16 protein-coding genes are annotated in these 19319 nt (G+C 73.9%); 6 read left to right on the forward strand and 10 right to left on the reverse strand.

All coding sequences use genetic code 11. The features are described from left to right. Positions 1-49: 49 nt before the first annotated feature. The 4 genes from ABD236_RS28900 to yczE form a co-directional block, all read right to left on the reverse strand. The gene (locus ABD236_RS28900; protein ID WP_067155573.1) at positions 50-424 is read right to left on the reverse strand and encodes an RNA polymerase-binding protein RbpA; all 375 of its coding nucleotides are present in this window, start codon (positions 422-424) and stop codon (positions 50-52) included. A 254-nt stretch (positions 425-678) separates the two neighbouring features. Beyond that, positions 679-2046 (reverse strand): MFS transporter, encoded by a 1368-nt coding sequence (locus tag ABD236_RS28905; RefSeq protein WP_425543984.1) that lies wholly within the window; start codon positions 2044-2046, stop codon positions 679-681. A gap of 42 nt (positions 2047-2088) precedes the next feature. After that, entirely contained in the window at positions 2089-2853 is a 765-nt protein-coding gene (locus tag ABD236_RS28910; RefSeq protein WP_344078622.1) for a glycerophosphodiester phosphodiesterase family protein, read from the reverse strand. Next, complete coding sequence (gene yczE, locus ABD236_RS28915; protein ID WP_344078624.1) at positions 2850-3518, reverse strand: membrane protein YczE; 669 nt, start codon at positions 3516-3518, stop codon at positions 2850-2852. The genes ABD236_RS28910 and yczE overlap by 4 nt, the downstream gene beginning before the upstream one ends. Positions 3519-3620: 102 nt before the next feature. Here yczE and ABD236_RS28920 point away from each other — a divergent pair, with 102 nt between their 5' ends. Then, positions 3621-5117 carry an SCO1417 family PLP biosynthesis transcription factor gene (locus ABD236_RS28920; protein ID WP_344078626.1) on the forward strand — a complete coding sequence of 499 codons (1497 nt, stop codon included), beginning with the start codon at positions 3621-3623 and terminating at the stop codon, positions 5115-5117. A gap of 101 nt (positions 5118-5218) precedes the next feature. Here ABD236_RS28920 and ABD236_RS28925 read toward each other — a convergent pair whose 3' ends face one another. Next, positions 5219-6772, reverse strand: a complete 1554-nt coding sequence (locus tag ABD236_RS28925) for a hypothetical protein (protein WP_344078628.1) — start codon at positions 6770-6772, stop codon at positions 5219-5221. A gap of 37 nt (positions 6773-6809) precedes the next feature. After that, the gene (locus tag ABD236_RS28930; RefSeq protein WP_067155558.1) at positions 6810-7004 is read right to left on the reverse strand and encodes a hypothetical protein; all 195 of its coding nucleotides are present in this window, start codon (positions 7002-7004) and stop codon (positions 6810-6812) included. A gap of 322 nt (positions 7005-7326) precedes the next feature. Between ABD236_RS28930 and ABD236_RS28935 the strand changes: the two genes are divergently transcribed. The 3 genes from ABD236_RS28935 to ABD236_RS28945 all read left to right on the forward strand — a co-directional run bounded on the left by ABD236_RS28935 (position 7327) and on the right by ABD236_RS28945 (position 13134). Beyond that, positions 7327-7719, forward strand: a complete 393-nt coding sequence (locus ABD236_RS28935; protein ID WP_344078630.1) for an ankyrin repeat domain-containing protein — start codon at positions 7327-7329, stop codon at positions 7717-7719. 257 nt (positions 7720-7976) lie between these two features. After that, positions 7977-9395 carry a Mic19 family protein gene (locus tag ABD236_RS28940; RefSeq protein WP_344078632.1) on the forward strand — a complete coding sequence of 473 codons (1419 nt, stop codon included), beginning with the start codon at positions 7977-7979 and terminating at the stop codon, positions 9393-9395. A 163-nt stretch (positions 9396-9558) separates the two neighbouring features. After that, the gene (locus tag ABD236_RS28945; protein WP_344078635.1) at positions 9559-13134 is read left to right on the forward strand and encodes a hydantoinase B/oxoprolinase family protein; all 3576 of its coding nucleotides are present in this window, start codon (positions 9559-9561) and stop codon (positions 13132-13134) included. On the opposite strand, the gene ABD236_RS28950 is transcribed toward ABD236_RS28945, so the two are convergent. From ABD236_RS28950 to ABD236_RS28965, 4 genes are read right to left on the reverse strand one after another with little or no spacing between them, the layout of a single operon-like run. Beyond that, positions 13122-14015, reverse strand: coding sequence for a 5-oxoprolinase subunit C family protein (locus ABD236_RS28950; protein WP_344078637.1), 894 nt, complete (start codon positions 14013-14015; stop codon positions 13122-13124). The genes ABD236_RS28945 and ABD236_RS28950 overlap by 13 nt on opposite strands. Then, complete coding sequence (locus ABD236_RS28955) at positions 14012-14632, reverse strand: 5-oxoprolinase subunit B family protein (protein ID WP_344078657.1); 621 nt, start codon at positions 14630-14632, stop codon at positions 14012-14014. The genes ABD236_RS28950 and ABD236_RS28955 overlap by 4 nt, the downstream gene beginning before the upstream one ends. Before the next feature lie 14 nt (positions 14633-14646). Continuing rightward, complete coding sequence (locus ABD236_RS28960) at positions 14647-15417, reverse strand: LamB/YcsF family protein (protein ID WP_344078639.1); 771 nt, start codon at positions 15415-15417, stop codon at positions 14647-14649. Then, complete coding sequence (locus ABD236_RS28965; protein WP_344078641.1) at positions 15414-16691, reverse strand: MFS transporter; 1278 nt, start codon at positions 16689-16691, stop codon at positions 15414-15416. The genes ABD236_RS28960 and ABD236_RS28965 overlap by 4 nt, the downstream gene beginning before the upstream one ends. Before the next feature lie 180 nt (positions 16692-16871). Here ABD236_RS28965 and ABD236_RS28970 point away from each other — a divergent pair, with 180 nt between their 5' ends. Further along, entirely contained in the window at positions 16872-17576 is a 705-nt protein-coding gene (locus ABD236_RS28970) for a GntR family transcriptional regulator (protein WP_344078643.1), read from the forward strand. 132 nt (positions 17577-17708) lie between these two features. Beyond that, positions 17709-19232: a hypothetical protein gene (locus ABD236_RS28975; RefSeq protein ID WP_344078646.1), complete on the forward strand. Its 1524-nt coding sequence runs from the start codon at positions 17709-17711 to the stop codon at positions 19230-19232. Positions 19233-19319: the final 87 nt, after the last annotated feature.

Consider the following 19319-nt stretch of genomic DNA (forward strand, 5'->3'; position numbering starts at 1 on the left):
TGTGACCGGCCCTCTGCTCTTCGGTTTCCGTCGAAGCGCGCTCGCGCGCCTACGCGGACTTGCGGCTGTCGCGCGGATGCACGGCAATGTTCATGGCGCCGGAACGCAGGACCTCCAGCCTCTCGGCCAGAACCTCCTCCAGCTCCTCGCGGGTGCGCCGCTCCATGAGCATGTCCCAGTGCGTACGCGCGGGCTTGCCCTTCTTCTCCTCGGGACCTTCGCCGTCCACCAGGAGTGCCATGGCGCCACACGCCTTGCACTCCCACTCCGGCGGGATGTCCGCCTCCACCGAGAACGGCATCTCGAATCGATGTCCGTTCTCGCATGCGTACTCCACCGCCTGGCGCGGGGCCAGATCGATGCCGCGGTCGGTCTCGTAGCTGGTCACCACGAGGCGCGTGCCGCGAAGAGCTCGCTCACTCATGAATCGTGCCTCCCGGGCTTGTCGCCCACAGGACAGGTGTCGCTGTCGTCGTCATCCGGTCAACGTCCGGTCGGCGTTAAAGATTCCCGTTGTGGGTCATGTGTCGCCGTCGTGCCGCCCCTTGTTGTACCCACCAGTGCCCGGTTTGTCACATCTGGCAGCAGATGTCACCCAGCGTCTTCACTAGTTGAGCACGCAGTAACGGTCCGCCTGGCAGGCCAAAGGCGTACACTACCGGCCTTTCACTTCAACGTCTAAATCCGCGCCGGAACCGGGTTCCCCGCGGCCGCCACGGCGGCCCGCACCGGGACCCTGGCGAGCAGCGCGAAGCCCACCGCGAAGAAGATCACGAGAGAGATGATGGCATCCCGGTAGCTGCCGGTCAGCTGGTACGCGAGCCCGAACACCAGTGGCCCCAGCCAGCTCAGCCCGCGGTCGCTCATCTCGTAGGCCGAGAAGTATTCGGCCTCCTTGCCGCTCGGCACCAGGTGTGAGAAAAGCGACCGCGACAGCGCCTGGCTGCCGCCGAGGACCGTGCCGATGGCCGCCGCCAAGACGAAGAAGAGCACGGGCGAGTGGGCGGGCAGGAAGTACCCGGTGCCCAGGATCAGCGCCCACACCGCCAGCGAGCCCAGGATCGTGCGCTTGGCGCCGTAGGTCTGCGCGAGGCGCCCCATCCCGAGCGCCCCGGCCACCGCGAGCACCTGCACCAGGAGCACGGCCACGATCAGGGTGTTCTGGTCGAGCCCCAGCTCCTCCGAGCCGTACAGCGAGGCCTGCGAGATCACGGTCTGCACGCCGTCGTTGTAGATCAGGTACGCGGCCAGGAAGGCGAGGGTGAGCGGGCGGGCGCGCATGTCGCGCAGGGTCGCGATCAGCTGGCGCCAGCCCGCGCCCACCCTGCCCTCGGCCGGGGCGTGTCCGGCGGGCGCGCGCCGGTCCCGCAGCCGCCGCAGCGGTACGAGCGTGAAGGCGCCCCACCACACCCCGGCCGAGGCCAGACAGATCCGTACGGCCGTGCCCTCGGAGAGCCTGAAGGTGTCGTGGCCCGAGTACAGGACCAGATTCAGGACCAGGACGAACGCGCCCGCCGTGTAGCCGAAGGCCCAGCCGCGCGAGGAGACGCGGTCGCGCTCCTCGGGGCCCGCGATCTGCGGCAGATAGGCGTTGTAGAGCACCATCGAGACCGAGAGGGCGGCATTGGCGACGATCAGCAGCACCGCGCCCAGCAGATAGCGGTGCCCGTCCAGGAAGAACATGCCCGCCGTCGCCGCGGCCCCGGTGTAGGCGGCGGCCGCCAGCAGCGGCTTCTTGCGGCCGGTGCGGTCCGCCGCGGCGCCCACCACCGGCATCAGGACCACCGCGAGGACCACCGAGGCGGACACCGCGTACGCGAAGAGGGACCCGGCGCGCACCGGGACGCCCAGCGGGTGCACGAAACCGTCCGCGTCGGCGGCGTCCTTGGCGATCGCCGTCAGGTAAGGACCGAGGAAGACCGTCAGGACGGTCGTGGAGTAGACCGAGCACGCGAAGTCGTAGAAGTACCAGCCGCGTTGCTCGCGGCGGCGGTCGGCGTCCGGCGCCGCCTGTGCGGCGGCCCGGCCCATGGTCTCGGCGGACAAACCCCGCGCCCTTTCGCTCGTACCGTGGGCGCGCGCCGGGTGTCAGAACCCGGTTCCCCGGTCGGTCAGTACCGTGCGCAGCGTCTCCAGATGATCGGTCATGATGCCATCGACGCCGAGGTCCAGGAGTCTCGTCATCCGATCGGGATCATTGATTGTCCATACGTGCACCTGCAGGCCCAGGGCGTGCGCGGTCCGCACGAAGCGGCGGTCCACCACCGGGATCCCGTGCTGCGCCTCGGGCACCTGCGCGCACACCGCGCCCCGGCGCAGCGGCGCCGGCAGCCCCAGCGAGCGCAGCCGCAGGGCGGCCACGCCCCGCACCCCGTACGAGGTGGCCAGGCGCGGGCCCGCCAGCTTCGCGGCCCGGGCCACCCGGGCCTCCGAGAAGGACCCGACGCACACCCGGTCCCAGGAGCCGGTCCGGCGGATCAGGTCCACCAGGGGCACGAGCGCGGACTCGGCCTTGAGGTCGATGTTCCAGCGGGCCTCGGGGAACGCCTCCAGGAGCTCCTCGAAGAGCGGCAGCGGCTCCAGGCCCGCGACCCGGGCCTGCGCCACCTCGCCCCACGGCAGGTCGGCGATCCGGCCGACGGCGTCGGTGACCCGGTCGAGCGTGGAGTCGTGGAAGGCGACGAGCCGGCCGTCCACGGTGGTGTGCACATCCGTCTCGAAGTAGCGGAAACCGGCCGCCGCGGCCCGCCCGAAGGCGGCCGCGGTGTTCTCGATGCCGTCGGCCGCCCCGCCGCGGTGCGCGAAGGCGATCGGCGTCGGGTGGTCCAGATAGGGGTGGCGTACGCGAGTCACCCGGGCAGTATCGCCTGCGCGGGCGCCCCCGGGGCGGCGGGCTCCGCGACGGGGGCCGGGGCCTCCTGGGCCTGCGCCGCCTCAGGGATCGCGCACACCCGCAGGAAGAGCTGGGCGAGCGGGCCGATGGCGAGGGCGTAGGCGACCGTGCCGACGCCCAGCGAGCCGCCGAGCAGGAAGCCGGTCACCACGACCGCCACCTCGATCGAGGTGCGCACCAGCCGGATCGAGCGGCCGGTGAGCCGGTGCAGCCCGGTCATCAGACCGTCGCGCGGGCCGGGCCCGAACCGCGCCGAGATGTACAGGCCGGTCGCCACGCCGTTGAACAGGATCCCGCCGGCCAGCAGCGGGATCCGCACGGCCCAGCCGTGCGCGTCCGGCACCAGGGCGAGCGTGGAGTCCATGGCGATGCCGATGGCGAAGACGTTGGAGACCGTGCCCAGGCCCGGGCGCTGCCGGAGCGGGATCCAGAGCAGCAGCACCAGCGCGCCCACGATGATCGAGACGACCCCGATGGTCAGCCCGGTGCGCTCGGCGATCCCCTGGTGCAACACGCCCCACGGTTCGAGCCCGAGGCCGCTGCGCACCAGCAGCGCCGAGCTCACCCCGTACAGCGTGAGACCGACGTAGAGCTGGAGCAGCCTCCGGGTGAGGTGCGTGGACACGTGAGCGCCCCCTGTCTGGTGGTAATGGACTGGCGCATGACACTCTGTGGCTGGGAAACCCCTCCCAACCATGGCCAATTCGGGGAAGGTGGACTGACTTCCATGGCGCAGTGGACCTCGGCGGTCGGGCCGGCACAGCTCGCCCGTCAGCTCAACGCCCAGCAGCAGCCCCGCCCGGCGGGCACCCGCAAGCCGCCCGCCTACCGGGCGCTGGCCGACGGGATCCGGCTGCTCGTCCTCGAAGGGCGGGTGCCGGTGGCCGCGCGCCTGCCCGCCGAGCGGGAGCTGGCGCTGGCGCTGTCCGTCAGCCGCACCACGGTCGCCGCCGCCTACGAGGCGCTGCGCGGCGAGGGCTTCCTGGAGTCCCGCCGGGGCGCCGGCAGCTGGACGGCGGTGCCGGCGGGCAACCCGCTGCCCGCGCGCGGGCTGGAGCCGCTGCCGCCGGAGTCGCTGGGCTCCATGATCGACCTGGGGTGCGCGGCGCTGCCCGCGCCCGAGCCCTGGCTGACCCGTGCGGTCCAGGGCGCCCTGGAGGAGCTGCCGCCGTACGCGCACACCCACGGCGACTACCCGGCCGGGCTGCCCGCGCTGCGCCAGATGCTCGCGGAGCGCTACACCGCGCGTGGCATCCCGACCATGCCCGAACAGATCATGGTCACCACCGGGGCGATGGGCGCCATCGACGCCATCTGCCATCTGTTCGCCGGGCGCGGCGAGCGGATCGCCGTCGAGTCGCCCTCGTACGCCAACATCCTCCAGCTGATGCGCGAGGCCGGGGCCCGGCTGGTGCCGGTCGCCATGGCCGAGGGGCTGACCGGCTGGGACCTGCCCCTGTGGCGCCAGGTGCTGCGCGACTCCGCGCCCCGGCTCGCCTATGTCGTCGCCGACTTCCACAACCCGACGGGCGCGCTGGCCGACGAGGACCAGCGGCGCGCCCTGGTGGACGCCGCCCGCTCGGCCGGCACCGTGCTGGTGGTCGACGAGACCATGTCGGAGCTGTGGCTGGACGAGGACGTCGACATGCCCCGCCCCGTCTGCGCCTTCGACCCGGCGGGCGCGACCGTGCTGACCGTGGGCTCGGCCAGCAAGGCGTTCTGGGCGGGCATGCGCATCGGCTGGGTGCGCGCGGCCCCCGACGTCATCCGCTCCCTGGTCGCGGCCCGCGCCTACGCCGACCTCGGCACCCCGGTCCTGGAGCAGCTCGCCGTGAACTGGCTGATGGCCACCGGCGGTTGGGAGCAGGCCGTCGACCTGCGCCGCACCCAGGCCCGGGAGAACCGCGACGCGCTGGTCACCGCGGTGCGCCGGGAGCTGCCGGAGTGGGAGTTCGACGTGCCGGTGGGCGGACTCACGCTCTGGGTGCGCACCGGGGGAGTCTCCGGCTCACGTCTGGCGGAGGTGGGCGAGCGGGTCGGCGTACGGGTGCCCTCGGGCCCCCGGTTCGGCGTGGACGGCGCCTTCGAGGGATATGTGCGCCTCCCCTTCACGGTGAGCGGTCCCGTCGCCGAGGAGGCCGCGGCCCGGCTCGCGGCGGCGGCGCGGCTGGTGGAGAAGGGGGCGAGCTCGGGGGGCGAGTCGCCACGTACGTTCGTGGCCTGAGCGTGGTGTGAGAGAGAGGGGCGGGGGCGCGAGCAGGGCTCGACCGGCCGTCCCCCGGTGGGAGGGGGAGGGCGCGAGCACGTCCTGACCGGCCGTCCCCCTCAGCCCTCCGCCGGGACCGCCTCCGGCCGGGGCGCCGCCTCCACCGGCAGGTCGCGTTCCGGGAGCAGCTCCAGGACCGCCTGGCGGTGCTGTTCGCTGGTGGCGTCGTCGTACGGGTCCGGTGTCGCCGGGACCTGGAGGCGCAGGACGGGCCCGGTCCCGAGCCGGGCGTAGCCGCGGCCGGGCGGGACCGCGGCGGTCGGGGTGGTGTGCGGCGGGACGCCGAGGACCCACTCGGCCCGGGCCATGGTGGCCGGGCCCAGCACCACGCGCGCGCGGGTGTGCGTGCGTACCGGCTCGGTCAGCGCCTCCAGGCCGTCGAACTGCTCGGCGACCACCACGGTCACCCCGGCCGCCCGCCCGTGCCGCAGCGGGGTCTGGAGCAGCTGCTGGGGGTCGGGGCGCCCGTCGGCGGCGGCCAGGTGCCCGAAGACGCTCGGCCGGTCCAGCAGGATCCACAGCGGCCGCTTGATGTCGTCGGGGGTCGGGTGGCCCGCCTGGCGGGCGCGGTTGGCGGCGATGAGGCGGCGCTCGGTCTCGTGCGCGGCCCACTCCAGGGTGGCCAGCGCCCCGGCGAGGCCGCACTCGACGGCGAGCACGCCCCGGCGCCCGGCCAGACACGCGTACTCACCGGTGCCGCTGCCCTCCACCACGAGCACGTCGCCGTGCTGGAGGGCCTGGAGGGCGATGGAGCGCAGCAGCGTCGTGGTGCCGCTGCCGGGCTCGCCGACGGCCAGCAGATGCGGCTCGGTGGAGCGCGGCCCGGTGCGCCAGACGACCGGCGGCGCGTCCCGGACGTCCTCGCCCTCGGCGACCGGCATCGTGCGCTGCACCGCGTCGGCGTCGGTGAACCCCAGCACCGTCTCGCCGGGCCCGGCGACGAACCGTTGGGCGGCGATCGCGGTGGAGAGCGCGTCGAGCACGCGCAGGACCAGCTGGTTGCCCTCCTCGTCCCACTCGAACCGGTACTCCCGGCCGCGCCCGGACTTGGTGTGCAGCAGCTGTTCGATACGGGCGCGCGCCTCGGGCTCGCCGTCCGTGAAGTACGCCGGGTAGCGGATGAGCAGATGGGTGAGCCGGCCGGCGTCGTCGAACTCGTACTCGCTGAAGGCGCCCGCCCAGTTGCCGCCGTGGGCGAAGAGGGGGCTCGGGTCCTCCGGCACCGAGAAGTACGGCACGAGCGCCTCGTAGAGCGCCTGGAGGCGGCCGAGCTCGGCCTCGTCGGGGCCGGTCTTGACGGGGACGCGCTCGCGGCCCTTCCAGGCGGCCGCGGCCATCACCGTGATCAGGGCGAGCAGCGGCCCGTACGGGATGAGCGCGACCACCAGGACGACGGCCGCCACCAGGAACAGCGCGGGACCACGCCGCTCCTTGGGCGTCGCGGTCCACCTGCCGCCGAGGGCGGCGGCGATCAGCCGCAGACCGCGGCTGATCGTGATGAGCGGATGGAGGACGTCGGTGGCGCTGTCGGCGGCCGTGCGCGCGATCTCGCGGCTGCGGGCGATCGGCACGCTCGTGCTGCTCAGAATGCGGGGGAGTGGTCGCCGGGCCACGTCGGTCTCCTGAGGGGGTGGTCGGGACTGCGGGAGGTCAGAACTTGATCCCGCCCAGCAGGCTGGCCAGGCTCTGGCCGCCGGCCTTGATGCTCGGGGCGATCGCGGTGCCCGCGAGGTAGAAGCCGAAGAGGGCGCAGACCATGGCGTGCGACGCCTTCAGACCGTCTTTCCGGAAGAAGAGGAAGACGATGATTCCGAGCAGGACGACGCCTGAGATGGACAGGATCATGAGGAGTTCTCCTGGTTGATGGGGACAGTCACCATGAGTTCTTCCAGGATCACAGGAAGTATCTATGTGATAAAAGCTGCAATCGGGTGAAATTCTCTGATTTTCACTGGAGTGGCGGACAGAAAACCCGGCTGCGGCAGGGACACTGTGCGGCCGACGGGTCGGATGTCGTCACTCGCCGTGAGCTTTGCCCCGGGCGCACCGAACCATGTCGCGCGAGGGGCAGTACCCTGTCGATTCACTCGTACGGCCCCGGTGCCGTCCGGGCCAGGTCACAGGCGTTCCGAGGAGCGCCGGCACACGACGGAAGGCGGTTCAGGCGATGAGCGATGCCCTCGATCCCGAGGTGGTCGAGCTGGCGGGCAGGATCTTCGATCTGGCCCGCCAGGGGGACGCCGAGGCGCTCGCCGCGTACCTCGACGCCGGGGTCTCGCCCGACCTCACCAACGACAAGGGCGACACGCTCGTCATGCTCGCCGCCTACCACGGGCACGCGGACGCGGTCGCCGCGCTCCTCGCGCGCGGCGCCGACGCCGACCGCGCCAACGACCGGGGCCAGACCCCGCTCGCGGGCGCCGTCTTCAAGGGCGAGGACGCGGTCGTGAAGGCGCTGCTGGCAGGCGGAGCCGATCCTTCCGCCGGCACGCCGTCCGCGCTCGACACCGCGCGGATGTTCGGCAAGACGGAACTGATCGCACTCCTCGGCGACCGCTGAGGTTTGTGCCGGGTGCCCGCTGCGTACCTGGTGAGACGGGCTCGTAAATGTGGTCGCGGTGGCGAAATGCCTGGGTCATCATGACGACGAGCCCCTTCACCAGGGGCAGGGTCCTTACATCGGGGGACACGAAGAGAGGCAGGAAGATGACTCACAGCAAGCGGAAGACGGCGGACGGCCGAACATGTTGGCGCGCGGCCTACTAGGGCACGGCACGAATCCCGGTTGCGTCGACAGCTTGATGTGAGGCTACTTCCATGTTTGATCCGGTCATAGCGCCGAGCGGTACGCTGCTCGGCCTGCTGCAGCGGGGCCGCGGCGACGGCACCCTGCACGCGCTCGCCGCCCCGCGCCCAGAGGCCCTGGCGGCCCTGAACCACTGTGTACTGAGCGACCCCCGCCACGACTGGCAGGTGGAGAACCGCTCCCTGTACTACGCGCGGCTCTACCTGGATCTCGACGGCGGACTCGACGAGATCGAGGCCCATCTCTTCAGCGCCGAGGACGTCCTCGACGCCGACGAGCACCGCACCGGCCTCGCCCTCGCGGTCCTCGGCCACCTCGCCTCCTACGGCAGGCAGGACGCGCTCGGGCTGCTGCGGCGCTACGCCGTGGGCGGCGCCAACTGGGGCTGGGCCCTGGACGAGCTCGCGCTGCGTGACGACGACGCCGGGCTGCGCGGCCTCGCCGAACCCGTCCTCGCCCGCTTCCCGAGCACCCCCGAGGGCGACGCGGAACTGGCCGCCACCGTCCGCGACGCCTTCGAGCCCCGGCCCTGGCGGCTGTGGGCCGAGGACACCCGGGACGCGGTCGGCGCCCGGGTGCGCGCCGCCCAGGAAGCCGGGTCCTTCGACCGCTGGCAGCGGCAGCTGAGGCCGTCCGGGCCCCGCCCCGGCTGGAGCGTCCAGGCCGTCTTCGACTGGGCCCAGGAGGGCCTGGAGCGCGGCGCCGACCTCACCCTGCCCGCCGCCCGCTGCCTGGGGGCGGTCGCCGGACCCGACGACCGCGACACCATCGTCGAGGCCGCGCGCGCCGGCGCGGACGGCGCCCGCTGCGCCGCCCTGCACTACCTCACCGAGTCACGCGACCCCCGCGTCCTCGACCTCATCGAGGCCGCCGTCGGCGCCGGCTCCCGCACCGTGGCCGAGGCCGCCGTCCACGCCTTCGAGCGGATGTGCGGGCCCGAGGCCGTCGACCGGGCGCGCGGCTGGGTGCACCGGCCCGACGCGCTCGGCGCCGCCGCCGCGGGCGTCCTCGCCTGCCGGGGCGAGGCCGACGACGCCCAGCTGGTGCTGGGCGCGCTGCGCGAGTGCGTGCGCTCCGAGGGGCCCGACGCGCCCCTGCTGCGCCCCCTCGTCGACGGGGCGGGACGGCTCGGCATCGGCTGCGCCGCCCCCGTACTGAGGCACCTCTACCGCGAGACCGCCTCCTCCGAGCTGCGCGGTCGCACCGCCCGCGCGCTCGCCGCCACCGACCCCTCCTTCGCCGCCGGCTTCGCCGTCGAGTGCCTGTGGGACTGCGAGGAGACCACGCGCGAAGTGGCCGCGCAGTACGCCGAGCTCGTCGACGCGCGCGTGGCGGAGCGGCTGCGGCGCCTCGCCGACGACCCGGCCGAGGAGGCCGAGGTCCAGAGCGCCATCCACAACCGGATGGGCCCCGACGCACCGGCGATATGAGCCGCGGACGCCGTCCGCCGCGAGCGCTGCCCCAGAGCCACGCTGTCCCCCCTGCACCCCGCCGGCCGCCCGGCGCGGTGGCCCGCGACGCGGCGGTGCCCCGCGCCGCGCTCGCGGGCGCCGGTGCGCCCCCTGGCCCGGGCCCCCTTGCCACAATGGAGGGATGACCGGGCGCTGGGAGTTCTGGATCGACCGCGGCGGCACCTTCACCGACGTGGTGGGCAGACGGCCCGACGGACGCCTGGTCAGCCGCAAGCTCCTGTCCCACGACCCGGAGCGCGGCCGCGACGCCGCGGTCGCCGGGATCCGGCTGCTGCTGGGCCTCGGGCCCGACGAGCCGGTCCCGGCCGACCGCGTCTCGGTGGTCAAGATGGGCACCACGGTCGCCACCAACGCCCTCCTGGAGCGACGCGGCGAGCCGACCGTCCTGGTCGTCACCGAGGGCTTCCGGGACGCCCTGCGCATCGCCTACCAGAACCGGCCGCGCCTGTTCGACCGGCACATCGTGCTGCCGGAGGCGGTGTACGAGCGGGTCGTCGAGGTCGCCGAGCGGGTCGACGCGCACGGCGCCGTCGTCCGCCCGCTCGACCTCGCGGACGTCACCGAGCGGCTGCGGGCCGCCCACGCGGAGGGCTTTCGCGCCGCCGCCGTCGTCCTGATGCACGGCTACCGCCACCCGGACCACGAGCTGGCCGTCGCCGACGCCGCCCGCGCGCTCGGCTTCACCCAGGTCAGCTGCTCGCACGAGGTGAGCCCGCTCATCAAGCTGGTGCCGCGCGGCGACACCACCGTGGTGGACGCCTACCTCTCGCCGATCCTGCGGCGCTATGTCGACGAGGTCGCCGGCGAACTCGACGGCGTACGGCTGATGTTCATGCAGTCCAACGGCGGGCTGCGGGAGGCCGCGCACTTCCGGGGCAAGGACGCGGTGCTCTCCGGCCCGGCCGGCGGGGTGGTCGGCATGGCCCGCACCTCCGGCCAGGCCGGCCACGCGCGCGTGATCGGCTTCGACATGGGCGGCACCTCCACCGACGTCTCGCACTACGCGGGCGCCTTCGAGCGGGACTTCGCCACCCAGGTGGCCGGGGTGCGGATGCGCGCCCCGATGATGGACATCCACACCGTGGCCGCGGGCGGTGGCTCGGTGCTCCACTTCGACGGCCGGCGCTACCGGGTCGGCCCCGACTCGGCGGGCGCGGTCCCGGGCCCCGCCTGCTACCGGCGCGGCGGCCCGCCGACGGTCACCGACGCCAATGTGATGCTCGGCCGGATCCAGCCCGCCCACTTCCCCGCCGTGTTCGGCCCCGAGGGCGACCAGCCGCTGGACGCCGAGGCGGTACGGGAGCGGTTCACCGAGCTGGCCGGGCGCACCGGCGGCGGGCGCACCCCCGAGGAGGTCGCCGCCGGGTTCCTGGAGATCGCCGTGCTCAACATGGCGAACGCGGTCAAGAAGATCTCCGTGCAGCGCGGCCACGACATCACCCGTTACGCGCTGACCAGCTTCGGCGGCGCGGGCGGCCAGCACGCCTGCGCGGTCGCCGACGCGCTCGGCGTCGACACCGTCCTCGTACCGCCGCTGGCCGGGGTCCTCTCCGCGTACGGGATCGGCCTCGCGGACGCGACCGCGATGCGCGAGCAGTCGGTGGAGGAGGAGCTCGACGAGGGCGCGGCCGGGCGGGTGCGCGAGCTGTGCGGGGAACTCGCGGCACGCACGCGTGGCGAACTGCGCGCCGACAGCGTCCCCGACGAGGCGATCACCACCCACGCGCGCGTCCTGCTGCGCTACGCCGGTACGGACGCGAGCCTGCCGGTCGCCCTGGACTCGGCGGACGCCATGAAGGAGGCGTTCACGCGCGAACACCGCGCGCGGTACGCCTTCACCATGGACAAGCCGCTGGTCGTGGAGGCGGTCTCGGTGGAGGCGGTCGGCACCGCCGGGCCGCACGGCGCCCTCGAGGCCGAGGAGTACGCGCGCGAGGACGCGAGCGGCCCCTCGGTCACCGTGGACATGTTCGTGGCGGGCGAGCGCCGGCAGGTCCCGCTCCACCGGCGCGCCGCCCTGCGGCCCGGCGACACCGTCACCGGACCCGCGATCGTCGCCGAGGCCGACGCCACCACCGTGGTGGACGACGGCTGGCAGGCCGCCGCCGGCGACCTCGGGCATCTGCTCCTCACCCGGGTGCGCCCCCGCCCCGGCCGCACCGCCCTCGGCACGGACGTCGACCCCGTGATGCTGGAGGTCTTCGACAACCTCTTCATGGCGATCGCCGAGCAGATGGGCGTACGCCTGGAGAACACCGCCCACTCCGTCAACATCAAGGAGCGCCTCGACTTCTCCTGCGCGCTCTTCGACGCCGAGGGCAACCTGATCGCCAACGCCCCGCACATCCCGGTGCACCTGGGCTCCATGGGCGAGTCCATCAAGGAGGTGCTGCGCCGCAACGAGGCCACCATGCGGCCCGGCGACGTCTACGCCATCAACGACCCGTACCACGGCGGCACCCACCTTCCCGACGTCACCGTGGTCACCCCGGCATTCGAGGGCGGCGAGCTGCGCTTCCTGGTGGCCTCGCGCGGCCACCACGCCGAGATCGGCGGCATCACCCCCGGCTCCATGCCCGCCTTCAGCCGGACCGTCGACGAGGAGGGCGTGCTCTTCGACAACTGGCTGCTGGTGCGGGACGGACGGCTGCGCGAGGCCGAGACGCGGGAGCTGCTGACCGGCGCCGCCCACCCCTCGCGCGACCCCGACACCAACCTCGCCGACCTGCGCGCCCAGATCGCCGCCAACGAGAAGGGCATCGCCGAACTGCGGCGCATGACCGAGGAGTTCGGCACCGACGTCGTCCAGGCCTACATGGGGCATGTGCAGGCCAACGCCGAGGAGTCGGTGCGGCGCATCGTGGCGCGGCTGGACGACGGCTCGTACACGTACGAGACGGACGCCGGCGCCGTCATCCGGGTCGCGGTCACCGTGGACCGCGCGGAGCGCGCCGCCGTACTGGACTTCACCGGCACCTCGCCGCAGCAGCCCGGCAACTTCAACGCGCCGAGGTCGGTGGTGATGGCGGCGGTCCTCTATGTGTTCCGGACGCTGGTGGACGACGACATCCCGCTCAACAGCGGCTGTCTGAAGCCGCTGGAGGTGCGGGTGCCGCCGGGCTCGATGCTGGCGCCGCGGTATCCGGCCGCGACGGTCGCCGGGAACGTGGAGACCTCGCAGGCCGTCACCGGCGCGCTCTACGCCGCCCTCGGGATCCAGGCCGAGGGCTCGGGCACGATGAACAACGTCACCTTCGGCAACGACCGGGTGCAGTACTACGAGACGGTGGCCAGCGGCTCGGGCGCGGGCGACGGCTTCGACGGGGCGGACGCCGTGCAGACCCATATGACCAACTCGCGCCTGACCGACCCGGAGGTGCTGGAGTGGCGCTTCCCGGTGCGCGTGGACGCCTTCTTCGTACGGGAGGGCAGCGGCGGGAAGGGCCGGTGGAGCGGCGGGTGCGGGGTGGAGCGCCGGATCCGCTTCCTGGAACCGATGACCGTCGCCCTGCTGAGCGGCCACCGGCGCGTCCCGCCGTACGGCATGGCGGGCGGCGGGCCGGGCGGGCTCGGCGCGAACCTGGTGGAGCGCGCGGACGGCCGCGCTGAGCCACTGGGCGGCGTGGACACGGTCGAGGTGGGCCCGGACGACGTCCTGGTCGTGCGCACGCCCGGAGGCGGCGGCTACGGCTCCTGACGGGCTCGCGGGACCGGCCCGCGTACGGGGACGAACCGCAGCGGCGTGCCGGGCGCGGCCTGCGCGGCGGCGGCGAGGTCCGTCCCGGCGACCACGCCGACGACCGGATAGCCGCCGGTGGTCGGATGGTCGGCCAGGAACACCACCGGGCGCCCGTCCGGGGGCACTTGGACGGCGCCGAGGACCATGCCCTCGCTGGGCAGCTCGCCGTGGACCGCGCGTTCCAGGGCCGGGCCCTCGGTGCGCAGGCCGATGCGGTTGCTCGCGGAGGAGACCCGGTAGCGGCCGCTCGCGAGGGCGGTGAAGGCGTCCGGCGTGAACCAGTCGGCGCGCGGCCCCGGCAGCATCCGCAGCACCAGCTCGCCGGGCGGCCCCGGCGCGGGCGCCGCGTCCACGCGCGCGTGGTGCCCGGCCGGGTGCCCCAGGGGCAGTACGGCGCCGTCGGTGAGCGGCGCCGGGCCCAGGCCCGAGAGCAGATCGGTGGAGCGGCTGCCGAGGACCGGCTCGACGGCGATGCCCCCGGCGAACGCCACATAGGAGCGCACCCCGCGCACGGCGGCCGCGATGTCCAGGACGGCCCCGGCGGGGACCCGCACCGGCGCGCCCCAGGCCGCCGGGCGCCCCTCGACGGTCACCGGGCAGGGCGCCCCCGTCACCGCGACGGTGACGGCCCGGCGGGGGCGCACCGCGCAGCCGCTCAGCGTGGTCTCCAGCACGGCGGCCCCCGCGGGGTTGCCCACCAGCCGGTTGGCGAGACGGCTCGCGGGCAGGTCGAGCGCCCCCGAGCGCGGCACGCCGAGGTGGGCGTGGCCGGGGCGCCCTTCGTCCTGGACGGAGGTGAGCGCCCCGGCCCGCACCACGCAGAAGGCCCGGTCGGTCATACGGCGCCCCGGGGAACGAAGCGGACCCGGGTGCCCGGCGCGAGCAGCGCGGCGGGCTCCCGCTCCGGGTCCCAGAGCACGGCGTCCGTGGTGCCGATCAGCTGCCAGCCGCCCGGGGACGAGCGCGGGTAGACCCCGGTGTAGGGGCCCGCCAGGGCGAGGGACCCGGCCGGGACCGCCGTCCTCGGGGTGGCGCGCCGGGGCACCGCGTACTGCTCGGGCAGCCCGGTCAGATAGCCGAAGCCGGGCGCGAACCCGCAGAAGGCCACCCGGAACTCGGCCGCGCTGTGGATCCGTACCGCCGCCCGCACCGAGACGCCCCACACCGCCGCGACCTCCGCCAGGTCGGGGCCGTCGTAACGGACCGGGATCCGGACCGCCGGGCCGGCGTCCGCGCGCGGCGGGGCGACCTGCCAGCCGGGCAGCAGCGCCGCGAGGCGCTCGGGGTCGTCCAGCCCGTCGAGCAGGACCGTGCGGGCCGCCGGGACGATCTCGCGTACCGGCGGCAGGATTCCGGCGGCGCGGCGGCGCAGCAGCTCGGCGTGCAGGGCCTCGGCGTCCTCGCCGCTCTCCAGCTCGACCAGCAGCGCGCGTTCGCCCACCGGGAGGGTCCGCATCGCCAGGGCACGCCTCACGCGAACGCCTCCACCCGCACGCCCGCGCCCTCCAGCTCGGCGCGGACCCGGCGGGCCAGGGCGGCGGCGCCGGGGGTGTCGCCGTGCAGACAGAGCGAACGCGCGCGTACCTCGACGCTCTCGCCCGTGGCGGCGATCACCGTGCCGGTCCTGGCCAGCGAGAGCGACCGCTCCACGACCGCGTCCGGGTGGGTGATGACCGCGCCCTCCTGGCCGCGCGGTACCAGCGTCGCGCGCGAGGTGTAGGCGCGGTCCGCGAACGCCTCGCTGACGACGGGCAGTCCGGCCTTCGCGGCGCGCGCCAGCAGGCGGGAGCCGGGCAGCCCGAGTACGGCGAGCAGGCCGCCCGCCAGGCGCACCCCCTCGACGACGGCGGCGGCCTGCTCCTCGTCGTGGACGACGCGGTTGTAGAGCGCGCCGTGCGGCTTGACGTAGGCGACGCGGCTGCCCGCCGCGCGCGCGAAGACCTCCAACGCGCCGATCTGGTAGGCGACCTCGGCCGCGAGCTCGTCCGGCGGCACGTCCATGGTCCGCCGGCCGAACCCGGCGAGGTCACGGTAGGAGACCTGGGCGCCGATCCGCACCCCGCGCTCGGCCGCCAGGGCGCACACGCGGCGCATGGTGGGCGCGTCGCCCGCGTGGAAGCCGCAGGCCACGTTGGCGCTGGTGACGACGGACAGCAGCTGCTCGTCGTCGGTCAGCCGCCAGCGGCCGAAGCCCTCGCCCAGATCGGCGTTGAGGTCGACGAGGGGCGGGATCATCGTCATGTCAGCTCCTGGCCACGCGTCTCGGGCAGCCCGAACAGGGCCACGACGGCAAGCGCGTAACCGACCGCGCCGAGGGCGAGCGCGCCGCCCACGCCCCAGCTGTCGGAGAGATAGCCCACGAAGGTGGGCAGGAAGGCCCCGACGGCCCGGCCGCTGTTGTACGTGAAGCCCTGGCCCGTGCCGCGGACCGCCGTCGGGTAGAGCTCGCTCAGGAAGGAGCCGAACCCGCTGAAGATCGCCGACATGCAGAAGCCCAGCGGGAAGCCGAGGACGAGCAGCAGGGTGTTCGCCCCGGACGGGATGTGGGTGTACACCAGGATGCAGAGCGCGGACAGCACGGCGAAGAGCTGGATGTTCCGCTTGCGCCCGAGCCGGTCGCTGAGCACCCCGCCGGTGAGGTAGCCGAGGAAGGCGCCGGAGATCAGGAACGTCAGATAGCCGCCGGTGCCGACGACGGTCAGGCCCCGCTCGGTCTTCAGATACGTCGGGACCCAGGTGGCGAGCGTGTAGTAGCCGCCCTGGACGCCGGTGGAGAGCAGCGTGGCGAAGAACGTGGCGCGCAGCAGGTCCTTCTTGAAGATGGCGGTGAAGGAGCCGCGCCCGGCGCCGCTCGCGCGCCGCTCGGCGGCCTCGGGCGCGTCGCTGACGTGGCGCCGGATGTAGATCACCAGGAGCGCGGGCAGGGCGCCCGTCCAGAACATCACCCGCCAGGCCGTGTCCTGGTCCACGTAGTGGAAGACCAGCGTGTAGACGAGGACGGCCAGCGCCCAGCCCGCCGCCCAGGCGCTCTGCACGGCGCCCAGGGTCCGGCCGCGCTCCTTGGCCGAGGCGTACTCGGCCACCAGGATCGCGCCGACCGCCCACTCGCCGCCGAAGCCGAAGCCCTGGAGGGCGCGGCAGACCATCAGCGTCTCGTACGTGGGCGCGAAGCCGCAGGCCACGGTGAACACCGCATAGGTGATCACCGTGATCATCAACGCCTTCACCCGGCCTATGCGGTCCGCCAGGATCCCGGCGAGCGCGCCGCCTACGGCCGAGACCACCAGCGTCACGGTGGTGAGCAGCGCGGTCTGGCCGTGGTCGAGGCCGAAGTACGCACCGATCGCGACCATGCTCAGCGGCAGCGTGAAGTAGTCGTAGGAGTCGAGGGCGTAGCCCCCGAACGCGCCGCCGAAGGCGCGCCGGCCGCGCGGGCCGAGGTCGCGCAGCCAGCCGAACGGGCCGCCGCTGCCGGGGAGTTCGTCCTGCCTCGGCTGGGCCTGGGTCGTGCTCATCTGCACCTCGCAGGGGGAGGGGGGAGGGTGCGGTCGAGAGCGGAGGGGGTGGTGGGGGGGGCTCTGCGGTGACGCTCAACGTAGAGGATTGTTGAACGATCCGACAAGAGTCGCGCGGGCCCGTTCTTCTACGATGGGCGCAGTGCGTCGCCGGGAGTCCGGCGGGGGAGTGAGGATGCCGTGGGGACGACGGAGTCCGAGGTCGGCGGGCTGGCGGACGACCGCCCGCTGCTCGGCCGCACCAGTACGGCCGAGCGGGTCGCGGACATTCTTCGCACCCGTGTCGCGGAGGGCTATTTCCCCCCGGGTGAACGCCTCGCGGAGGACGCCATCGGCAAGGCGCTCGGGGTCTCGCGCAACACGCTGCGCGAGGCGTTCCGGCTGCTGACCCATGAGCGGCTGCTGGTCCACGAGCTCAACCGCGGGGTGTTCGTACGGATCCTGGCGGTCGGGGACGTCGAGGACATCTACCGCACCCGCCGCCTGGTCGAGTGCGCCGTCGTCCAGGGCCTCGGCGAAGCGCCGTACGCCCTGGAGGCGCTGGACAGGGCGGTGGCGGACGGGGAGGGGGCGGCCCGCCGCCACGACTGGAAGGGCGTCTCCACCGCCAACATCCACTTCCACCGGGAGCTGGTGGCCCTGGCGGGCAGCGCGCGCACGGACGAGCTGATGCGCGGGGTGCTGGCCGAACTGCGGCTCGCCTTCCATGTGGTGGACGACCCGAAACGGCTCCATCAGCCCTATCTCATACGGAACCGGGAGATTCTGGAAGCGCTGCGGGCGGGCGACCGGACCGGGGCGGCCCGGTCGCTGGCGGACTATCTCGACGACTCCCGCAGGCAGTTGGTCAAGGCGTACGCGGGGCTGGTGGCGGAGGCCGAGTAGCCGGCGGGGCGGTCCAGCAGGGGTGCCGGCCCGGATCGGGGTGCCCGCCGGGCGGAGGTGCGCGGTGGCCGCCCGGCGGTCGTATCTGCGCCGTTTCGACCGTTGTCAGTGTGAGGACCTAATCTGTGCAGCGTGACTTCGCCTGCCTCGACGGAACCCGTTCCGCCCCAGCTCAGCGCGGGGCCGCGCCCGGCACCGGGCCCGGCCGCCGACGAGGGGCTGGCGCGCAGGCTGCGCGCGCTCGCGTGCACCGCCCCGCTGCACGACCTGGACGTGCGCAAGGCCAACCTCGCGGGTGAGTACTCGGTGTACGCGATGGCGGAGGTCGCCCTCGCCTCGATCGACCTCGTCACGCTGAACATGGACTTCGACACGGGCGCCGACCACGAGCAGATCGTGGCCCGGCTGATCCCGCGCGTCGCCGCCCAGGCACCCGGCCGCCCGGCCGCCGAGCACGAGCGGGTGGCCCGCTGGGTCCTGGAGAACCTGATCAACGTCGGCAGCGTGGACCGCGGCTTCCGCGCGGTGTACGGCACCTTCAGCCCGGACGGGGTCTACGTCCGCCGGGACTACGACTTCAAACTGATCGAAGAGGTCCCGGGCTACGGCGGCAGCGTCTACCTCCGCACCACGGACGAGGCCGTGAACGTGCTGGTGGGCGCGCTCGACACGGACGTCACCAGCGCCCAGATCGCCGCCGAGGTGAAGCTGGAGGTGCTGATCAGCCGCGGCCGCCTCGCCGACGCCCAGCTCGCCGCCGAACAGGCCCGCTACCGGACCGTGCAGTACGCGGAGACGCTCCGCCGCACCCTGGAGGCGACCCGGCGCAATGTGCGCGCGGTCGACTGGCTCAACGCGGTCCCGGACATGATCGCGGAGGCGCTGGACCACGTCGCCGACCGCTACCGCCACGAGAACGCGATCCTCACCAACATCCGCAAGGCCCGGGACGAGGCGGAGGAGCCCGAGAACAAGCGGCGGGCCGCGGAGCTCGTCGACATCGTCAAGGACTGCATCCGCCGCCACACGCAGTTGCAGTCGCGCCTCCTGGAGGCCGGGCCGCTGTTCCGCGCCGAGCAGGACCGCCAGGCGTTCGCGCGCCCGGCCGCCCGGACCGGCCTCGACCTGTACGGGCAGCTGGTCGCGCCGCTGCTGCCGCTGCCGGTGGAGCAGGCGTCGCGGGTCACGGACGCGTTCTTCGCGCGCGGGACGGGGCTGCGCACGCCCGTCTCGGTGCGGGTGGCCGACCTCGTCGACATACTTCTGACGCCTCCGATAGAGCGGGAGCACCTCGGGGCCGAGATGCCCGAGCCCGATCTGATCGCCACGCCGGACGACAGCCGCTTCAGCGAGGAGCAGCTGGCGGCGGCGATGGAGCTGCTCGACCTGGAGCACGACGCCCCGCGCCGCCTCTCGGGCCTGCTCGCCGAGGCCCGCGGCCGCGACCCCGACCTGCCCTACCTCGTCGCCCTCCTCGCCGTCCACGCGGCGAGCCCCCCGGTCGGTACGGCCTATCGCCAGGGCGAGGAGCGCCTGCTCTTCGCCGTCGACGACGGCACGCAGCTGAACGACCCGGAGTTCGGCGGGGCGGATCTGATCGTGGGGACGGCGCGGTTGGATGCGGCGGGGATGGCGGCGGACCGGGAGGCGGCGTGACCCCGTTTCCCCGGGGGCTCCGCCCCCGGACCCCGTTCGTCTGCGGGCCCGCTGTGGCTGGTCGCGCAGTTCCCCGCGCCCCTGGGC

Origin of the sequence: Streptomyces crystallinus (genome assembly GCF_039521265.1) — a bacterium.
Classification (GTDB): domain Bacteria; phylum Actinomycetota; class Actinomycetes; order Streptomycetales; family Streptomycetaceae; genus Streptomyces; species Streptomyces crystallinus.